The 19152-nt window shown below is 40.8% G+C and carries 13 protein-coding genes, 1 tRNA gene and 1 other RNA gene; 8 read left to right on the top strand and 7 right to left on the bottom strand.

The window, feature by feature from the left end:
* Nucleotides 1-45: 45 nt before the first annotated feature.
* From ACJAT7_RS12480 to rsmI, 4 genes are all read right to left on the bottom strand, one after another.
* Nucleotides 46-402, bottom strand: a complete 357-nt coding sequence (locus ACJAT7_RS12480; protein ID WP_415227135.1) for a DsrE/DsrF/TusD sulfur relay family protein — start codon at nt 400-402, stop codon at nt 46-48.
* Between the two features lie 601 nt (nt 403-1003).
* Nucleotides 1004-3403: a glycoside hydrolase family 3 C-terminal domain-containing protein gene (locus tag ACJAT7_RS12485; protein ID WP_415227136.1), complete on the bottom strand. Its 2400-nt coding sequence runs from the start codon at nt 3401-3403 to the stop codon at nt 1004-1006.
* 642 nt (nt 3404-4045) lie between these two features.
* An RNA gene (gene rnpB, locus ACJAT7_RS12490) (RNase P RNA component class A) lies at nt 4046-4421 on the bottom strand.
* A 144-nt stretch (nt 4422-4565) separates the two neighbouring features.
* Nucleotides 4566-5426, bottom strand: coding sequence for a 16S rRNA (cytidine(1402)-2'-O)-methyltransferase (gene rsmI / locus ACJAT7_RS12495; protein WP_415227137.1), 861 nt, complete (start codon nt 5424-5426; stop codon nt 4566-4568).
* Nucleotides 5427-5547: 121 nt separating this feature from the next.
* On the opposite strand from rsmI, the gene ACJAT7_RS12500 reads away from it, so the two are divergent.
* Genes ACJAT7_RS12500 through ACJAT7_RS12515 form a run of 4 tightly spaced genes read left to right on the top strand, consistent with a single transcriptional unit; the run spans nt 5548 to nt 9051 of the window.
* Nucleotides 5548-7515, top strand: a complete 1968-nt coding sequence (locus ACJAT7_RS12500; RefSeq protein WP_415227138.1) for a penicillin-binding protein activator — start codon at nt 5548-5550, stop codon at nt 7513-7515.
* The gene (locus ACJAT7_RS12505) at nt 7484-7852 is read left to right on the top strand and encodes a YraN family protein (protein ID WP_415227139.1); all 369 of its coding nucleotides are present in this window, start codon (nt 7484-7486) and stop codon (nt 7850-7852) included. The genes ACJAT7_RS12500 and ACJAT7_RS12505 overlap by 32 nt, the downstream gene beginning before the upstream one ends.
* 17 nt (nt 7853-7869) lie before the next feature.
* Nucleotides 7870-8454 carry an SIS domain-containing protein gene (locus tag ACJAT7_RS12510; RefSeq protein ID WP_415227147.1) on the top strand — a complete coding sequence of 195 codons (585 nt, stop codon included), beginning with the start codon at nt 7870-7872 and terminating at the stop codon, nt 8452-8454.
* A gap of 9 nt (nt 8455-8463) precedes the next feature.
* Nucleotides 8464-9051, top strand: a complete 588-nt coding sequence (locus ACJAT7_RS12515) for a BON domain-containing protein (RefSeq protein ID WP_415227140.1) — start codon at nt 8464-8466, stop codon at nt 9049-9051.
* 126 nt (nt 9052-9177) lie between these two features.
* On the opposite strand, the gene ACJAT7_RS12520 is transcribed toward ACJAT7_RS12515, so the two are convergent.
* A complete protein-coding gene (locus ACJAT7_RS12520; protein WP_415227141.1) occupies nt 9178-9720 on the bottom strand; it encodes a VC2046/SO_2500 family protein in 543 nt (180 codons plus the stop codon).
* 129 nt (nt 9721-9849) lie between these two features.
* On the opposite strand from ACJAT7_RS12520, the gene ACJAT7_RS12525 reads away from it, so the two are divergent.
* Nucleotides 9850-9933 (top strand) — tRNA-Tyr (locus ACJAT7_RS12525).
* Between the two features lie 157 nt (nt 9934-10090).
* Nucleotides 10091-11722 carry a response regulator gene (locus ACJAT7_RS12530; protein ID WP_415227142.1) on the top strand — a complete coding sequence of 544 codons (1632 nt, stop codon included), beginning with the start codon at nt 10091-10093 and terminating at the stop codon, nt 11720-11722.
* A 54-nt stretch (nt 11723-11776) separates the two neighbouring features.
* Here ACJAT7_RS12530 and hrpA read toward each other — a convergent pair whose 3' ends face one another.
* A complete protein-coding gene (gene hrpA, locus ACJAT7_RS12535) occupies nt 11777-15664 on the bottom strand; it encodes an ATP-dependent RNA helicase HrpA (protein WP_415227143.1) in 3888 nt (1295 codons plus the stop codon).
* Between the two features lie 174 nt (nt 15665-15838).
* Nucleotides 15839-16516, bottom strand: coding sequence for a 7-carboxy-7-deazaguanine synthase QueE (gene queE / locus ACJAT7_RS12540; protein WP_415227144.1), 678 nt, complete (start codon nt 16514-16516; stop codon nt 15839-15841).
* Nucleotides 16517-16859: 343 nt separating this feature from the next.
* Here queE and queC point away from each other — a divergent pair, with 343 nt between their 5' ends.
* Complete coding sequence (gene queC / locus ACJAT7_RS12545; RefSeq protein WP_415227145.1) at nt 16860-17522, top strand: 7-cyano-7-deazaguanine synthase QueC; 663 nt, start codon at nt 16860-16862, stop codon at nt 17520-17522.
* A gap of 759 nt (nt 17523-18281) precedes the next feature.
* Nucleotides 18282-19152 (top strand): hypothetical protein (locus ACJAT7_RS12550; protein WP_415227146.1); only part of this gene is annotated, 871 nt, incomplete at its 3' end.

Below are 19152 nucleotides of genomic sequence, written 5' to 3' on the forward strand. Positions count from 1 at the left end.
TAGGGCCTTCATTTTAATTTAACATAAAAAAATCACCCCATAGCGTCAAAATGTCAGTACTTTGTCCGCTTCTAATGTCCACTGAGACAACTCAATTAAGGTGCTAATCTGCGCACCATCAATCAATGTCTGCTCTGTAACGCCACGTGCATCTGTGCAGGTTTTACATAGCTTTAGTTGAGCGCCCTGTGCCAGTAATATATCTAGCATCTGCTCAATATTATAACCTTCTGATGGTCGCTGATTGACCAGTGCAGCAGTCACCGCATCGGACATCAAGAAGAGCTTAATCGCCACGCGCTCCTCATACTGCTCTTTAATATTTAATGCTAAGCGCAGTGCATTAAAGGTTTTCTCTGATCCATAAGGACCATCATTTAAAATAAAAAGTAATGTTTGCATAAATTATAAAACTCACTGTTATTAGGTAATCATTTACCAAAAATAAAAACTCGCCATTAGGTTAACTCAAAGCAAAGTCAATATCACTGTCATTAATAGCGATAAGTAGGCGTACTGAAAGCAGAAGTATCAGTCATTTGAGGTGATAATAATGGCGATCACGCCAACTATATTATATTATTTTTGTTCTTTCATGCTTGTATAAAAAGCCGCAATATCTGCCAGATCTTGATTAGTTAATGCCGACATCTCTTGGCGATTACTTAGATATTGGGCTGTCATTTGTTTAATCCTAGAATAGCCCTGCAATCACTTATATTCTCAGCGTCCTAAAACCGAAAAACCCCGTTACCATTGCTAGTAACGGGGTCTTAAATTGGTGGAGTTGGCCGATGAGCCGGGCTCTATCAATAATCGTCATTCGCGTAATTCTAGAATAACTGTACAGTCAAGTTGAACGTGCGTCTGATAACAAGGCAATGCCAATTGATAACTGGCATTGTCCAGCTATCAATTAACAATTCATTTTGAAGGGCGTTTAGATAGCATACTGGTTATTTAATAAATACCCCCGACACAGAATTTTGAACGCCTTCTGTGCCTAATCTAATTTAAGTAGTAATTCCAATACTCTCCGCGCTGACCTTTCTAGATCTGCTTTAGTAATTAATCCATTCTCTAGTGCGTCTTTTATATTTTCAGCATCACCACGTGCCATTTTTATATCGTTACCCGCTAAAATTTCTTTATAATGTTCAGAGTTAGCCCACCAATCAGTTGTTACGACACCATCAAATCCCCACTCATCCCTTAAAATATCCTCTAATAACTCCTTGCATTCAGAAGTTCGTTGACCATTAACGAGATTATATGCAGACATCAGAGAGTATGGATTTGACTCTTTAACTGTAATTTCAAATCCTTTTAGGTATATCTCTCTTGCCGCTCTTTCCGAAACTCTTGAATCACTATTCTTTCTATTGGTCTCTTTATTATTAAAAGCAAAATGTTTTACTGTTGCAGCGATTCCAACAGATTGAATCCCCCTCACCATAGCAGCCGCTAATTTTCCGGTAATTAAAGGATCTTCTGAATAATACTCAAAGTTTCGTCCACATAGTGGACTTCTATGGATATTTACAGCGGGAGTTAACCAAATAGCAAGGTTATTCTCTTTAACTTCTTTTGCCCCTGCTTCACCGATGCTAAAAAGAATATCTTCATCCCATGTCGACGCGAGAAGTGTTGTACATGGCCATGCTGTTGTACAAACCCCACATTCAGCATTGATTCTTAAACCTGCAGGTCCATCCGCAGTTTGTGCATTTGGTACACCAAATTGTGGTAAATTTCCCCAGCCGTGTGTATTACCAACACCAGTATTTGGCTGGCCTCCAAGCATATGAATAATATCATCAGCACTTAACAGCTTCATAAACTCTTCTAAAGTGATGTCTCCTTTGTGTACATTTTCTAACGTCATTACATTTTGTAAATGCCTGAGATCATAACTTTCTACAAATCGTACTTGCGGCATAAGTAAGTCCGGCTCACCCATATCACAATTAACACTTTGGCGAACGTCCTTGCTAGGCAGCGTCTCAAAATCACCACTAGGTAATAAACGTTCTTTTAATAAAGTAGGAGCTAACTTCTCTGTTAACTGTTTTACCACACGGTTTTCTTTAACATCATAAGTGTCATCTAAAACAACCCCATCTTTAACAGAATTCCCCATGAAAAACTTATACTGACCTTTTTCTAGTACATAAGCTGATTTCTGAATTTTTCCAAGATCATCATAAGACGCGAGATCGGCAATAGAAAATTTCAAGACTAAAAGTTCGCTCTCACCTCTTTTTAACAATCTGCTCTTTTTAAATGCAATCAGACTTTTTGCTGCTTTTCCTAACTCACCTTGTGGGTTCATGGAATAAATTTGTATAACTTCTTTTCCGTCATGATCCCCTGTATTTGTAACGCGAACCTGAATAACGATGGACGCTTCCATTATATTTGTATGTACGTGGTTAATATCAAAAGTAGTATATGAAAGTCCAAATCCGAATGGATAGTTAACTCTCTCTTTTGCTTTAGGGATTGTTTCAAAATATCGATAACCTACATAGATATCGTCTGTATAGTTAACATAATCTCTTGATTCATGAAAATTGTAAGTTGAAGGATAATCAGCAAGATCTTTAGCAAAAGTATCAACTAACTTTCCTGAAGGATTACCAATTCCACAAAGTAATTCAGCAGTAGCAAGACCACCTTCCATTCCACCCTGCCATGACATTAATACAGATTGAATACCTCGGTCATGAGCAAACCACTCACTATCAACCATCCCCCCCACATTCATCACAACGACGACTTTGCTAAAATGCTTTTTTACCATAGAGAGCATTTCTTTTTCATTTTCACTTAAAAAGAAGTCTCCATTTTCAAATAACTCATTAGAATGTTCAGCAACTTTACCAACCCAATTCTCAGCAAGAGACTCACTCTGACTATTTGAACTTTTTCTGTCCCACCCTTCTCCGGAGTAACGGCAGATAGAAATAATTGCTGTATCCGTATTTATCCGCGCTTTTTTTACGAGATCTTCTGGTAACTTAGGCTCAGTCACTAAACCAGGCTCTCTGTCTTCTTGATAACCTTTATTAACATGCGCTCTATAAAAGTCAGATAACTCTTCATAGGCAGATATCCACTCTGGGAGTTTTTTTATACCATCATAAATATTAGTTGTATAAGAAACAGTTACATCCCCACTACCGCCTCCACCTTTGACATAATCGAAGCTGGCTTTACCAAAAAGGGCTACACGACAACCTTTTTGCAGAGGAAGAATGTTTTCTCTATTTTTGACTAAAACCATGCCTTCTTTTGCTGCATTTTTGGACAAAACTCTATGTGCAGAGCAAGCAGTAACCTTAGTGCCATCCAAGCCTAATGGGTTATTCGGTTGATAATTTATTCTTTGCCATTTATTCATCTATATATCCTATCTGTAACAGCTTCTGATCAATTTTATCTATGATGTGCTTTTTAAGGGAACACATTAAGAAAGCGCTTTCTTGTAATGTACCTTTTATGCGGGAATATAACGTCATTAAATGGTAAAAAAAACCTTTGCACTACCAATATTTAGATCTCTATCACCTCTCCATTTGTAATGATAGTGATCCAATTAATTCATGACTGTTACCTTTGAGCTTCTGTGAAGCAGCAGATAAATGCTTAACCTATTAACCTGAGAGCATAAAAATCTACTACCATCTTACTCACCGTATAACAGTTAAGCGGATCATGTGTGGTGTATAATTAAAACAAGGCAATAGATTGAGATATAACAAGCTTTAATTATTGTAGCGTTGGGCTCTATCAATAATTGTTATTCGCGTAACTCTGGAATAACCCTGCAATCGCTCGCAAGTTTGTACCTTAGAAATGAAAAAACCGCTACCTAATTGCTTAGATAGCGGTTTTTAAAATGGTTGGAGTTGGCCGATAAACTGGGCTCTATCAATAATCGTCATTCGCGTAATTCTGAAATAACCCTGCAATCGCTCGCAAGTTTACAGCCCTTGAAATGAAAAAACCGCTACCTAATTGCTTAGATAGCGGTTTTTAAAATGGTTGGAGTTGGCCGATAAGCCGGGTTCTGTCGTGAATCGTCATTCGTCTAGGCCTGCAATCGCTCACAGGCTCCAGCAACCTACCCGCTTCCAGTATGGGCCATACCTCAGGAAGCCTATTTGGTCTTGCTTCGGGTGGAGTTTACCTTGCACTAACGATTACCCGCTAGCCGGTGCGCTCTTACCGCACCCTTTCACCCTTACCGGTTTGAAACCTACAATAAAGTAAATAGCAAACTTAGGCGGTCTCCTCTCTGCTGCACTTGTCGTTAGCTCGCGCTACCCAGGCGTTACCTGGCACCCTGCCCGTTGAAGCCCGGACTTTCCTCCCCTCTTATCCCGAAAGATAAAAGCGGCGACGATCTAGCCAACTCCGCGGCAGATTATACGGGATTGAGAGTTAAAAACACAAGTATTAAAAGCTAGCAATTTTTTAATCTCATTTATCAGGTCATTTTTCTTTTGAAAATGGATATTGACGACACTTATGATAGAGTGAAAAAAATCAATCCGAACAAATTACAAATTATCTAATCCCCATTTGTACAGTTCATTTTTCTTTTGATCATGAATTTGCGCGGTTAACGCGGCTGCTTTTTTAAGCGGTAATTGCTCTTTTAATAACGCCAAGGTGTTTAACGCCACTTGCGGAATACTCTCTTCATCTTTTTGCGCGCCAGCGACCATAAGCACAAATTCACCGCGACAATGATTTGTATCTTGATTTAACCAGTCAACCATTTCACTGGCCGGCAATGCATAAAAAGACTCGAATGTTTTGGTTAATTCACGCGCAATCACTATTTTACGATCGGCGCCAAATATATTAACAATTTGCGCTACTGTATCTGTTACTCGGCGCGGTGATTCATAAAAAACCATAGTGCGCGTCTCTTCAATCAACGCCTTTAATTTATCCTGCTTGCCTTTTTCCTTCGCGGGTAAAAAACCTTCAAATGAAAAGCGGTCGGTTGGCAACCCTGCAGCGCTTAAGGCAGTGATAACAGCCGATGGGCCGGGAATAGGCACAATATCAACCCCTGCTTCTCGGCATTCGTTAACCAAATGATAACCCGGATCGCTGATTAATGGCGTTCCCGCATCCGAAATCAAGGCAACTGATTGCCCTGATTGTATTTTTTCTATTAGTACTTTCCCGCGTTCTCGTTCATTATGATCGTGCAGTGGAAACATAGGTTTTTTAATTTGATAATACTTTAATAATTTGCCGCTATGGCGAGTATCTTCCGCGGCAACCAAATCAACTTGCTGCAGTATTTCGATAGCGCGGTAAGTGATATCACTCATATTTCCAATTGGGGTGGCAACAATATAAAGTTTTGCGGGAAGTAGAGATGGGATTTGGCCATTTTCAGACATTTTATCGCCCTAATAAATAATAGATAAGTGAATAAGATTGTTTAACTGAGGCAGCAATATTACACTATAGCTTTCTCGATACCTACTTCGAAAATTTGCTTGCGCATTAAAGGATAATATTTTGAAATTTTTAAACTCGACTAAGGGATTTTCTCATTGCTTAATCATGATATTAACATTAGCGATTTTATCGGCTTGTAGTACTACTCCATCGTCACCTGATGACACCCCGCCAGCACTCTTTTCTAAATTAACTCAGAACTCAGCATTTTATCTTAAAAAAGATGAGCTAACAGGTAAACAGGAAAATTCGGCATGGCAATTTGTGGCGCTGCAAGCATTGATTGCTGAGAAAAGATTTATCTTGGCAGATTCTATTATCGAGTATATGCAAAGCAAGCCGCTGTCTGCGACGGAGCAGGCATCATTAAGTTTGCTCATTGCCGACAGTCTCACTGCACAAAATAGATTAGATAAAGCGCAACAGCAGCTCGATGCAATAGATAAGAAAAAACTTTCTGAACTTGGTTTTATCTACTCGCTAAAACTGCAGACACAACTGCAGATACGCAATGAGGATCATTTAGCGGCTTCAGATAGCTTGCTTTCCTTAGCACCACTACTGAAAACAGATGAAGATAGACAGCAGTACAACGATCTTCTTTTGACGCAATTATCGCTACTACCCTTTGACGTTTTAAATCAGTATCAGGTCGCATCCACACTTGCGGAGCAGGCAGCAGAGGCGAGTGAGCTTGATGAAACAGCGCCTATAGCAACAACGCCGCCAGAAAGCGACCCATTTAAAGAAGGCTGGTATGCATTGGCCAGCCTCTACAAACGCTACCAGTTACGCTCAAATCAATTGATTCGCGAAGTGGAAAACTGGAAAGTCCGTTATCCGACACATCCCGTTTTAGCATTTATGCCGACGGCGTTAACTAATATCCCTGAATCGAGCCCTTATCAACCGCAAAATATAGCTGTTTTATTGCCTTTCTCCGGACGTTTTCAACAACAGGCAGAAGCAGTTCAATATGGCCTGTTACATGCGTTCTACAGCCAGCGCCAAGCGAGTAAAGCGGCTGACGAACCCGCGCTTTTAGGCGCGCCTAAATTACATTTTTACGATACGCAAAAACAAACAACTGAACAGATAACGGCTCAATTTAAAATAAACAATATAGACTTTATTATTGGCCCGTTAATAAAAGAGGAGATTGATAAGTTTTTACCTTTAGTTGAAGATATACCAGTTTTGGCGCTTAATAATTTCACTGAGCAGCAAGCCTTTGAAACAGTCAAAAAACCGATCGCCTGGCATTACGCTTTTCCGCTTTCTCCAGAAAATGAAGCAAAACAAGCCGCACAATTAATTGCGCAGCAGCACAAAAAACCGCTCGTGATAGCTCCCTACTCTGCTTACGGACAACGCGTAGCAGAGGCATTTAGTGATGAATGGCGACGCTTGAAAAACACTCAAACAGAGTCCCATTTTTTCAAAAATAAAGCGCAATTAGATGGTTTTATCGACGGCCTACTGCAAACGGAAAAAAGTAAAAGCCGTATTGCACAGATGAAGGCAATTACCTACCTGCCTTTAGAGGCAGAAATCCGCAGCCGTCGAGATATCGATGCGATATATATCGTCAGCAAACGTGATGAACTGATTCTACTCAAGCCCTTTATTGACGTTTCAGTTAGCCGCTTCGCTACAACGATGCCGCTTTACGCCAGCTCACGCAGCCATCTTTTAGACTGGAATGAGAAACAAAACAGTGAGCTTTCTAATCTGGTTTTTTCTGATAGTCCCTTTCTGTTAGACACTGATAATAAAGATTTTAAACAGGTTGAACAGGCATGGGGTAAGCAATCATTGGCAACATTACGTTTATTTGCACTTGGTTTTGATAGTTATCAGCTTATTGAACAACTGATGCAACTACAAAACGCAGAGGGGTATACTTATAAAGGTCTAGTTGGACAACTGTCTCTGGATCAAACGAATACCGTTCAGGCTAAGCTAAGTTGGGCCAAATATCAGCAAGGAAAACTCATTGAAGTTGCCGCGCCTATTTCAGCCGAGTAACTCACAAGGTGTAAAATCCGAGAAACAAGCCCTTGTTTATTTACAACAACAGGGGCTCTCTTTGATTTGCCAGAATTATTATTGCCGCTTTGGTGAAATAGACTTGATTATGTTAGATCAAGATACCTTGGTTTTTATTGAAGTGCGCTACCGAAAAAACAGTGATTTTGGTGGCGCATTAGCTTCCATCACAAAACGAAAACAAGGTAAAATAATAAAAACGGCAAAACATTATTTAGCACAATTTGAAAATGAACCCTATTGTCGTTTTGATGCCATAGCCATTGATCAACAATGTAAAATCCCCGAATGGATTCAAAACGCTTTTTTAGAATAAGATGAACATATATAATGATAAACGCTAAAATTCAAGCACATTTTGCCGAAAGTATTCAAACAAAAATAGTCGCGGCTGAAGCCCTGCCTGAGTTTATTGAAAAAGCAGCCATCGCACTCTCCGAAGCCTTAATTCGAGGAAATAAAATCCTCATTTGCGGCAATGGTGGCGCGGCTGCACTGGCACAAATATTTTCCTCCCATCTGCTTAATAAATATGAAAAAGAGCGCCCTTCACTGCCTGCAATTGCAATCACAGCTGATTCAGCATTAGTTTCTGCCATTGCAAGCGATAGCAACTTTGATGAAATTTATGCCAAACAAATTTCTGCGCTGGCACAAAGCGGTGATGTATTGCTAGCGATCAGTCATGGTGGTAACAGCCGCAATATGATTAAAGCGGTGGAAACGGCACTGAGTAAATCAATTCAAATTGTTTCCTTAAACGGCGTTGATGGCGGTGAATTAGCGGGATTATTGGGCTCTGATGATATCGAAATCCGCGCCCCAAGTGATAGAGGCTCGCGTATTGAAGAGATCCATTTACTGGTCATTAATTGTTTAAGTGATCTAATTGATCAACAACTTTTCCCACAACATTAAAGGGTATTTATGAAAAAATTTATTTCTACACTATTTTTTATCTCTATTTTTTCACTTCTTCAGGGGTGTGCAGGCGGTTTAATTGTTGTGGCGGGGACCGCTGTTGCAGTTAGCAGTGATGAACGTTCACTTACACAACAGGTAGATGACAGCTCACTGTCAATTGCGGCTTTAGATAAAATCAATGAATTGAATATCAGCAATGAAGATATACGTATTAATTTAGTCAGCAACAGTGGTTATCTGTTAGTTGTCGGGCAAGTGAACGATCAGGAAACTAAAGATAAAATTGAACAAAAGTTAAATACGCTCAAGCAAGCAAAAGGAATTTATAACCAGTTACGGATATCCAAACCGATAGGTTTCGCGCAACAAAGCAAAGACAGCTGGATAACCACCAAAGTAAAAAGTCAATTAACCAGCCATGATGAAGTGAATCCATTCAAAATCAAAGTGATCAGCGAAAATGGCGAAGTTTTTTTAATTGGCATGGTCAGCGAAAAGATGGCAAATGATGCCACCAATATTACGCGCAAGATAGAGGGTGTGAAGCAGGTAAACCGTGTTTTCCAACTGATTGAAGAACAAGCTAAATAAAGAGAGAGACGTACCCAAATTACTTTAAAATGCAGTTCTGCATCCCCTAGTGATTGGGGGAGATAAATAAAAAAGGCTGAATCGCAAGGTTCAGCTTTTTTATTAGCGCCAGCGCTAAAACTGAGACTACATATAAGTTACTTTAATTGGCTTGTTATCTAAATCCAAGCTTTGATATAAGCCCATAAGCTCGGTGCCCACCCCTTCTGCAAACTCCGGCTTAAGCGAGGTTATAGGCTGCTCCATCCCTTGCTCAGCAGTTAAACGATTTTGTGACCAGAGGGGTAAGTTCTCTATTATTTCGCTCGGGATATCGACGCTCTCATTGCGAGATAATAATGCTTCATTACTTAATAGCTGCTTTAAACGGATACTGGTTAAATCTTTCTTGTGCAGATCACTATTTAAACTTGCCGCTTGTCGTTCCGAAATACCTTTATTTACCAAAGGCTGAGGATCGGCTAAAAACAGAGATGCGCGCAGTTCAGCTTGCGCTAATGACTCGTTTCTCTCCGGCGGCAAAGCAAATTGGGCAAAATCTCTGGCATCATCTGATAACAAACTAAGTAGCAGATTAAATTTCTCACGCGTGCCTTTATGTACAGCAGTATTTAACTGTTGTCCTAATTGCCACTCGTTAATTAATAATCCGGATTCAATTTGTTTCATATTTATACAATTTCAGATATTTGCTATACATAACCTTAGTTGTCGGCAACAAACTGATTTTATTTAATGTTTTTTTCTTTTTTCTCTTCACAAGTGTAAAAAATCTGATACTATTCACCGCGAAATGAAGGAGGGGTTCCCGAGTGGCCAAAGGGAGCAGATTGTAAATCTGCCGCGTAAGCTTCGGTGGTTCGAATCCACCTCCCTCCACCATTTCATTAAACTTCCAGCGTACTGATTTCAACTATCCTGATTTTAATATTTAAATCCTACTGAACCTCTCATCTTAGATATCTTTACTGTTTTATTAACTGCCAGCTTCATCTACACTCTTAAATAATCTCCACTCATTAGAGTCACTAATATAACGATGTTTAGCTACGAAAATAAAAGCATTCTAATTGTTGATGATCAAAAAGCATTTCATGTAATGCTAAGAACCATGCTCACCAATCAGGGAGCCAAAGACATCACTTTTTCCGATAGTGCGGAAAGCGCGGTTAAGCTGGCTCAGCACAAAAAATTTGATATTTACCTCGTTGACTACAACCTCGGTTCAGGAAAAAACGGTGCGCAACTAATAGATTACCTGCGTAATAATCATCTCATTGCCAACACCTCTATCTGTTTTATTATCACAGGTGATAATAATAAAAGCATGGTGCTCACTGCCATTGAAAAATCACCCGATGATTATTTAATGAAGCCTTTTTCGCAGACACAACTGTTTAATCGTCTCTGCAAAGCGGCACAAAAGAAAAGGGTATTAGCCGATATTTTTGATGCTTTACAAGAAAAAGATTACCCGCAAGCAATCACTCTCTGTAAAGAAAAAATAACTTCCGAGCCTAAATTTAGTACGCTATGTAAAAATCTATTAGCGGATATTTTTATCCAAACAAAACAGTACGAGGCTGCTGAGGAGATATTAACTGCGCTGGTTGAACAACGTCCTTTAATAAGAGCGAGTATCAGTTTAGGTAAGACCTACTACCTACAGAATAAATGCCCTGAAGCGATTGAAGTTTTAAAAACAGTTGTTGATACCGCCCCTTTGCAGATGGAAGCATACCAATGGTTAGCACGTGCCTATAAAGCGAGTGGCAAACTTAACAAAGCATTAAATATTCTCAGCCATGCGGCCAGCATGACCCACCACAGCATTGATCGCCATCAGGAGGTGGCATTGCTGGCCAATGAAATGAATGAACATCAAATAATGGTTAATAGCTATGCCGCAGTTTTACAACTCAGTCGCAATTCGTTTTACCCCGACCCGTGTCATCTCGCCAATTACATTCGCTCTATTATTGATTATGCTCAGGATCAGGATGATATGGATGAGCGTAAGGCAATTTTAAAACAAGTTAACTCGGCACTCTACCAAAGTCGTTTTGAAGAGGGGCGAAATAAGAATTTTGACTTTAATAGCTTTGATGAAATTTGCCAGGCAAAAATATTTATTGCGACTAATGAGCAGTTGAGAGCAAAACGAAAAATTTTAAACACCTTGAAAAATAATGAAACTCCCATTGCTGAGTTTGACAATACACTCTTGTGCGAAAGCCTTTTTTCATTATTAGATATTGGCGAGTTTGATTATGCAGCCCCCTATTTAAAGGAGTTAAAGCAACGCGACATTATTGATCCAACAACGCAGGCTTCAATAAAAAAACGCACCGGAGCCACACTTGAATCACGCATTGAGACTTTTAAAGCGCAGAATAAACTGGGCATTGAAGCGTTCGACAAAAAATCCTATGCAGATGCGCTTGACCATTTTAACCAAGCATTAAAACTCGAAGCGCTCAATTCCGGGGCATTACTCAACAGTATTCAGGTTTATATTCAATTACTAAAGGAAGCCCCCAGTGATGAAAAAAAATCGCTGCTAAGCAACTGCCAGGCAAACTTTAAACTCTTAAGTAATACCCGCTTACCAGACGAGCATGCGAAACGCTATAATGAACTCAAAAATGAACTCCATGAAATAAAAGCGTAATAGAATACCCAAACGACCTGAAGATACAGATTCAGATAGTTTGGATATATTTAACTAACCTTTTAATTCCGCCAGTTTCAATTTAATACGTTTCTCTGAAATAGGATAAGCGGTACCGAGTTGCTGGGCAAAGAGTGATACGCGTAACTCTTCTAACATCCAATAGATCTCAGCTAACTCAGGGTTGTCTTTTTCATTGCTCATTAATGTGTTACATAAAGCGACATAGCGACTTTCAAGTTCATTCAAGGCAATAGTGTGCAGCCTGTCTTGATTCGGATTAACAGGTAACTTCTCTAACCGTTTTTCAAGTGCGCTTAAATAACGTTTCAGATCCGGCAGTCTCTGTTCACCCACTTGGCAAGCGAAACCGGGAAAAATAAGACGCTGCAGCTGTGATTTAATATCACCCTGTGCCACTAACATAGTTAAATCAACTTTACCCTTGAGCTTCTTATTAACAGAGTGAGCAAGGGTTAACACCTGCTCGACCAATTGCGTGATAATTAAGGTTCGCTCGGCCAGCTGAGCGCGTACCAGCTCTTTTTGCTGCTCAAATTCAGTTTCATTTTGCGCCAGTTTTTGTCCGCCTACAATCGCATCAACCGCGCAGGCGATACAATCATCAATCAACTCTTTAACCTGCCCGAAAGGGGTAAAATAGAGCCCTAACTTGGCTTTATTAGGCAGGCTTTGCTGCAGATATTTAATAGGAGAAGGTACGTTTAATAAAAGCAAACGGCGCAGCCCCGCCTGATTAATACGGGCCGCTTTATCTTCACTGTCAAACAGCTCAATCGCCACACTTTTATTTTTATCCACCAGTGCAGGGAAGGCTTTGACTTCATAACCGCCATGATTTTTACTAAATGATGTCGGCAATTTACCAAAATCCCACGCCACTAAACCGGTTTTTTCTATCCCCGGCTTAGATACTTTTGCAAGTGTCTGCTTCACCTCTCCTTTTAATTGCTGTTGCAGCAGACTCAAATCACTGCCCAAGGCAATACTCTTACCCTGCTCGTCGATAATATTAAATTTCATTTTTAAATGTACAGGCAAGGCATCAATATCCCAGCTATTTTCAGGCACTCTTACCCCGGTCATTCTTAATAACTGTTTTTCAAATGCAGCTAGTAAGGAAGTTTGTAATGGCTCCATTGCCGCCATCGCGGCCTCTGCATAATTGGGTGCAGGCACAAAATTACGGCGCAGCGTTTTAGGCAGGGTCTTAATCAACGCAATTAATAGCTCTTCGCGCAGCGCCGGAATCTGCCAGTCAAATCCGCTGCTCTGTATCTGATTGAGCAAGGCAAGCGGCAAATCGACCGTCACACCATCTTGTTTTGTGCCCGGCTCAAATGCATAACTAAGTTTCAGTTTAAAAGGGCCCTGCTGCCAGAAATCGGGGTAAGCATTCGCCGTCACTTTATCGGCACCATGCGCCATCAGGTCAGAACGACGGTAATTTAACAGTTCAGGATTGCTTTTCTTTTCTCGGTTCCACCAGCTGTCAAACTGTTTGCTACTTGCCACATCACTAGGGAGCAGCTGATCGTAAAAATAAAACAGTGTTTCATCATCCACTAAAATATCGCGGCGGCGCGATTTATGCTCCAGCTCCTCAATATCATTTAATAACGCCTGGTTATCCTGGAAGAACTGATGGCGGGTTATAAATTCCCCTTCAACTAACGCATGGCGAATAAACAGCTCACGGCATAATGGCGGATCAATCTTCGTATAGGTGACGTTACGTTTAACGACAATCGGCAGACCATACAGAGTTTGATTCTCAAACGCCCCGACCACGCCTGATTTTTTCTGCCAGTGCGGCTCGCTATAACTGCGTTTTATTAAATGTTGTGCCTGCGCTTCGACCCATTCAGGTTTAATGCGCGCGGCAACACGTCCAAACAGTTTTGAGGTTTCAACCAATTCGGCAACCATCACCCATTTAGGCTGTTTTTTAAATAAACCCGAGCCCGGGAACATAAAAAACTTACTGTTGCGCGCGCCGAGATATTCCGCCTCTTTATCTTTAAAACCAACATGAGATAACAGCCCCGCCAATAAAGCCTGATGGATGGAATCAAACTCAGATGGCTGCTGATTGATTCTGATGCCTAACTCATCCGTCACCTGCTTGATCTGTGTGTAGATATCCTGCCATTCACGCACGCGCATATAAGCAAGAAACTCTTGTTGGCACATTTTCCGAAACTTACTACTGGAGTGTTCGTTACGCTGCTCTTTCAGATAATTCCAAAGATTCACATAGGCCATATAATCTGAGTCTTTATCAAAAAAGCGACGGTGCTTTTCATCGGATGCCTGCTGTCTATCAAGCGGGCGTTCACGCGGATCTTGAATACTGAGTGCGGCGCTTATCACCATCACTTCATGGACGCAGCCATACTGACTCGCCGCTAAAATCATACGCGCTAAACGCGGATCAACCGGCAGTTTTGCTAGCTGTATACCTAATGGCGTGAGTTTTTGACGTGGATCCTTGGCATTTAAATTTACCGCGCCCAGCTCTTCTAATAGCGATAAACCATCTTTAATATTTCTATCTTCCGGCGACTGCAAAAAGGGGAACTTATTCAGTTCACCCAAGCCGAGCGACAACATCTGCAGGATAACCGAGGAAAGGTTAGTACGCAGAATTTCCGGATCGGTAAATTCAGGGCGGGATAACAGATCCTCTTGATCGTATAAACGAATGCACACGCCTTCGCTAACACGCCCGCAACGTCCCATTCGTTGATTCGCACTGGCTTGCGAAATCGGCTCAATCGGCAGGCGCTGTACTTTGGTGCGGTAACTGTAGCGGCTGATACGTACCGTTCCGGTATCAATAACATATTTAATGCCCGGAATAGTCAACGATGTTTCCGCCACATTCGTTGCCAAGACAATACGCAGACCGCGATGCGACTGGAAAATACGGTTTTGCTCTGCAACACTTAAACGCGCAAACAGCGGCAACACTTCCGTATCGCGCAAGTTGCGTTTTGTTAACGCTTCTGCGGTATCGCGAATTTCACGCTCACCATTCATAAAGATCAGAATATCGCCACGGCCCAGGCGCTGCAGTTCATCAACCGCATTAAAAATGCCCTCAATCTGATCTCCCCCCGCGTACTCTTCTAAAGGACGATACAAGGTTTCAACGGGGAAGGTTCGACCTGAGACTTCAATAATCGGGGCTTTTTGGCCCTTAGCATCGCTAAAATGGGCAGCAAAACGTTCGGGATCTATGGTGGCTGAGGTGATAATGACTTTCAGATCAGGGCGGCGCGGCAGTAAACGTTTCAGATAGCCGAGCAGGAAATCAATATTTAAACTGCGCTCATGCGCTTCATCAATAATAATCGTATCGTACTTAGTTAAAAAACGATCGCTTTGAATCTCCGCCAATAAAATACCGTCGGTCATCAGCTTAATATAAGATTGATCACTGACTTTATCGGTAAAACGCACACGGTAACCCACCGTTTCACCGAGCGTTGAATTTAACTCTTCAGCAATACGCGTGGCAACCGTTCGCGCGGCTAATCGCCTTGGCTGAGTATGGCCAATCAGGCCACTGACACCACGGCCCAACTCTAAACAAATTTTGGGGATCTGCGTGGTTTTACCGGATCCGGTTTCACCGGCAATAATGACCACTTGGTTTTCACTAATAGCTTTAGCGATTTCATCTTTTTTCTGGCTGACCGGCAGATCCGGATAATTAAGCTCCGGCAGATTGTCAAAGCGGCGCTTACAGGTATCCGCCGATGCTTGAATATCACAGGCAATTTTAGTTAACGTCAGCTCTACTTTTTCAGGGGTACTTTGCTTTAACGCGCCATCAATACGGCGCGCTAAACGAAATTTGTCTTTGCATAAAACGTTGCAGAGCTGTTTTTTTAAAGAAGAAGCGGAAATGGTCAAAAGTGATACCTATATAGAGCAAAAAAATAGAGCAAAAAAATAGAGCAAAAAACGATCCTAGCAAGGCCGCTGAAAAAAAGACAGAAACAGTTCAGATTTAAATTCATCGTAACGATTCAGACTGCAGTCGTTTCATTTTATTTTTAAGAGAAAGAGCGGAGTTTATACCCGCTATCAATCGATGCCCAAATATTTATGCAGCTGTACAGATAAACGCCAATTGCGTTCAATGCACACCCGGCTACATAGCTGCGTTGCATAGGCTTTCTGAGAAATAGGCTGCAGACAGATGATTTTATTCTCCAGCGAGCTTAACTGCGCCAGTAATAGATCTAACTGCTCAATATCTTTTTCTCTTGCAACCGGATGCTTGATCTCATTGGCACGTTCAAGCGCGCTTTGTAAAATAACTTTGCCGCCACGCATCTCGACTTTAGGCGAAAGTGTTACCCAGCTTTTCTCATCCACTAATACAGGATAAGTCCCACTGGTTTCAATTTGAGTTTGAAAGCCAAGAGAATGTAGCAGAGAGGTCAGTTCGCGCAGATCCACCATGCACGGCTCTCCGCCGGTGATAACCACCAGCTTTGCGCTATAATTCAAGCGTTTAATTTCATCAGCAATCTCTGCTGCGCTGACATCTGCCCAGTGGCTGGATTGATCGCTATGATCAGAAAGCTTTTGCAACGGACTCTGTTTATCGGGGTCGATAGCCCACGTGTTTTTAGTATCACACCAAGCGCAGCCTACATCACAGCCCTGCAGACGGATAAAAATGGCGGGCGCGCCCGTATAAAAACCTTCGCCTTGGATAGTTTGAAACAGCTCATTTACTTTATAGTTTTGTTGCATTGGCGTATTATGCTCCTTAGAAAGGGGTCACAGTTTATACCCATGTTACTTCAAGATACAAAATCAGCAAGTCAAATTGTACTTGGATGCTAGGCATAAAATTGAAGTATAGTTATTCTACATTGAGATTTTATAACGACGCAGATGAGTGCAATTTGGCTTGCCCTCCGGGGGCTCGGCTCGAAAACCAGTATTGCGTTACAGCATTCGATAAGGGAGCAACCATTACCCTCATGCTGTGCCTTATTCTGGTCTCCGAGCTGAGTCCTGATAAAGTATCTTGAGGTATCATGGGTATATATGGCCAGACTTATAAGTGAATAGAGTAGGAAATACAAGTATTATGGGTAAAAAAGTCGTTGTTATATATTCAGGTGGAATGGACTCTTACACCGTCCTGCATAAATCCTTACAGCAAGGTTTAACACCTTACGCATTAACATTCGATTATGGACAGCGTCATGTTAAAGAGATAGAAGTGGCGCGCAGTGTCTGTGAAGAACTCGGTGTCAATCACAAAGTTATTGATATTTCAGCAATAAATGAATTAATTGGCGGTTCGTCACTGACTGACAATTCAATTGATGTGGCATTGGGTCATTATCAAGAAAAGAATATGATCTCAACCGTTGTACCTAATCGTAATATGATTTTGCTCTCTTTAGCGATTGGTTATGCTGTTTCTATCAAAGCTGAAAAAGTTTATTACGGCGCACATTCTGGCGATCACGCTATCTATCCCGATTGTCGTCCTGAATTTGTTGAGAAGATGAATGATGTGGCTGAAATAGCGAATTATGACAAAACTGAAATTTTCTCGCCTTATTTAAATAGCGATAAAATTGGTATTTTAAAAGACGGGCTAAAAATGGGGCTGGATTACAGCAAAACATGGACCTGTTATAACGGCCGGGAAAAAGCCTGCGGTGAATGCGGCAGTTGCGTTGAACGCCTTGAAGCATTTGCGGAAAATGGTGTGACAGATCCGATTGCTTACGAGGATTAGTTTTTAATCTTTACAAAATTTTAGAAGCGATAATCATGCAAGTGGTTATCGCTTTTTTGTTTGTGGGGTAGGCGTTATTTTCATCGACAAATCCCCCCCTCCGTCATTCTCGAGATCTTTTATCGAGAATCTTAATGAGTGCGTAACCTAGCAGATTGGGTTGGTTTGAAGCTTGCACTTGCGATCTGATGTTATATCTTTCATCGATAAATCCTCCCACCGTCATTCTCGAGATCTTTTATCGAGAATCTTAATGAGTGCGTAAACTAGCAGATTTGGTTGGTTGGTTTGTTAGCTTGCGCTTGAAGCGTCGGGTTTAACTTTCTTTGTTGGTATTTCGCCCTGTCGGCGACTTTACTTTTCTCTCAACAGCAAGAGAAAAGTAAGCAAAAGAGTGCCGTTCCGAGACGTTTTTTTATCTCGCCTGCTCAATAACTTCTTAACGCACCGGCTTGGACAGCACATCCATGTGCTGAGCCAAGCCTAATGAAATCATCCATGATTTCCTTTGCTAAAGTCATTTCGCAGCCAAGAAAAACGTACGGAAATTTTAGTAGCCGTATTGGTTCGGTGAACCTAGTATTCTAAATTTCCTAATGCATCCATTCAAATCAACGTATTGCCGAACAGATTGATTGTGTGATAATTATTATATATTGTGGTGATCACTTTAAATGAGATAGATGATACTGCCCTTTGCGCCGCAGTAAGTTCTATAAAGCTGTTAAATTTCATCTGCATCCTGCATAGAGAATATATATGAGTAAATATAATCCGTTTGATGAGCTATTAAATTCGTCAGCATTTAAGGTTATGCGTCAAATTGAAAATTCACCGCATATGAAAATATTGGATCAAATTAACAATGATCCAGTAATCAAGATGATGGACGAGCTTGAAAATCCACCATATATGAAAGTGATGGATGAAATTAATAATGATCCTATCAGTAAGGTGATGGCTGAGATTGATAATTCACCATATATGAAAATGTTGGAGAAAATTAATAACGATTCAATACTCAGTATGACTAGTGACTTTGAAAATATTTTACCTAAATCAATTTTACAGGGTCTCGAAAGTCCTCTAGTGAATGCATTAAAAGAGCTTAATTATTTTAGTGAAAATTCTGCATGCAATGCTGCATTTTCACTAGCTGAAAAGTTGTCAACGTTTGATTCAAGTTTCATTTATGGAAAAAATTATGCTGATTTAATTCGTTCTTTTGAAGACCAAGATTGGGAGTCAGTAATTGATGAGTGCCAATTACAAATAAATGAGTCTCCTAATAACAACTTGAGTCTAGAATTTTATTTGGGCTTATTACTTACGCTTATGATTCTTTGTTATACAGAATACTCAGGAAGCCAATCGGAACAGCGCTTAACAAATAAAATTGATAACCTTGAGGCTATGGTTGTGGTTTTAACCGATAGTCTTAAGGACTTGCCATTAGACTCTTTTTTTCTTGTAAAAGTACCTCTGAATATTAGAGTATCACCTAGCATAACATCTAGAATCATTGAAACATTACCACCTAAGCTTAAACTCTCTGGTTTACAGACAGAAGGAGAATGGATGCAAGTTGAATATTTCGATTACTTCTCAAATAAAATGATGAGGGGTTGGG

Origin of the sequence: Psychromonas sp. (genome assembly GCF_047632995.1) — a bacterium.
Taxonomy (GTDB): Bacteria; Pseudomonadota; Gammaproteobacteria; order Enterobacterales; family Psychromonadaceae; genus Psychromonas.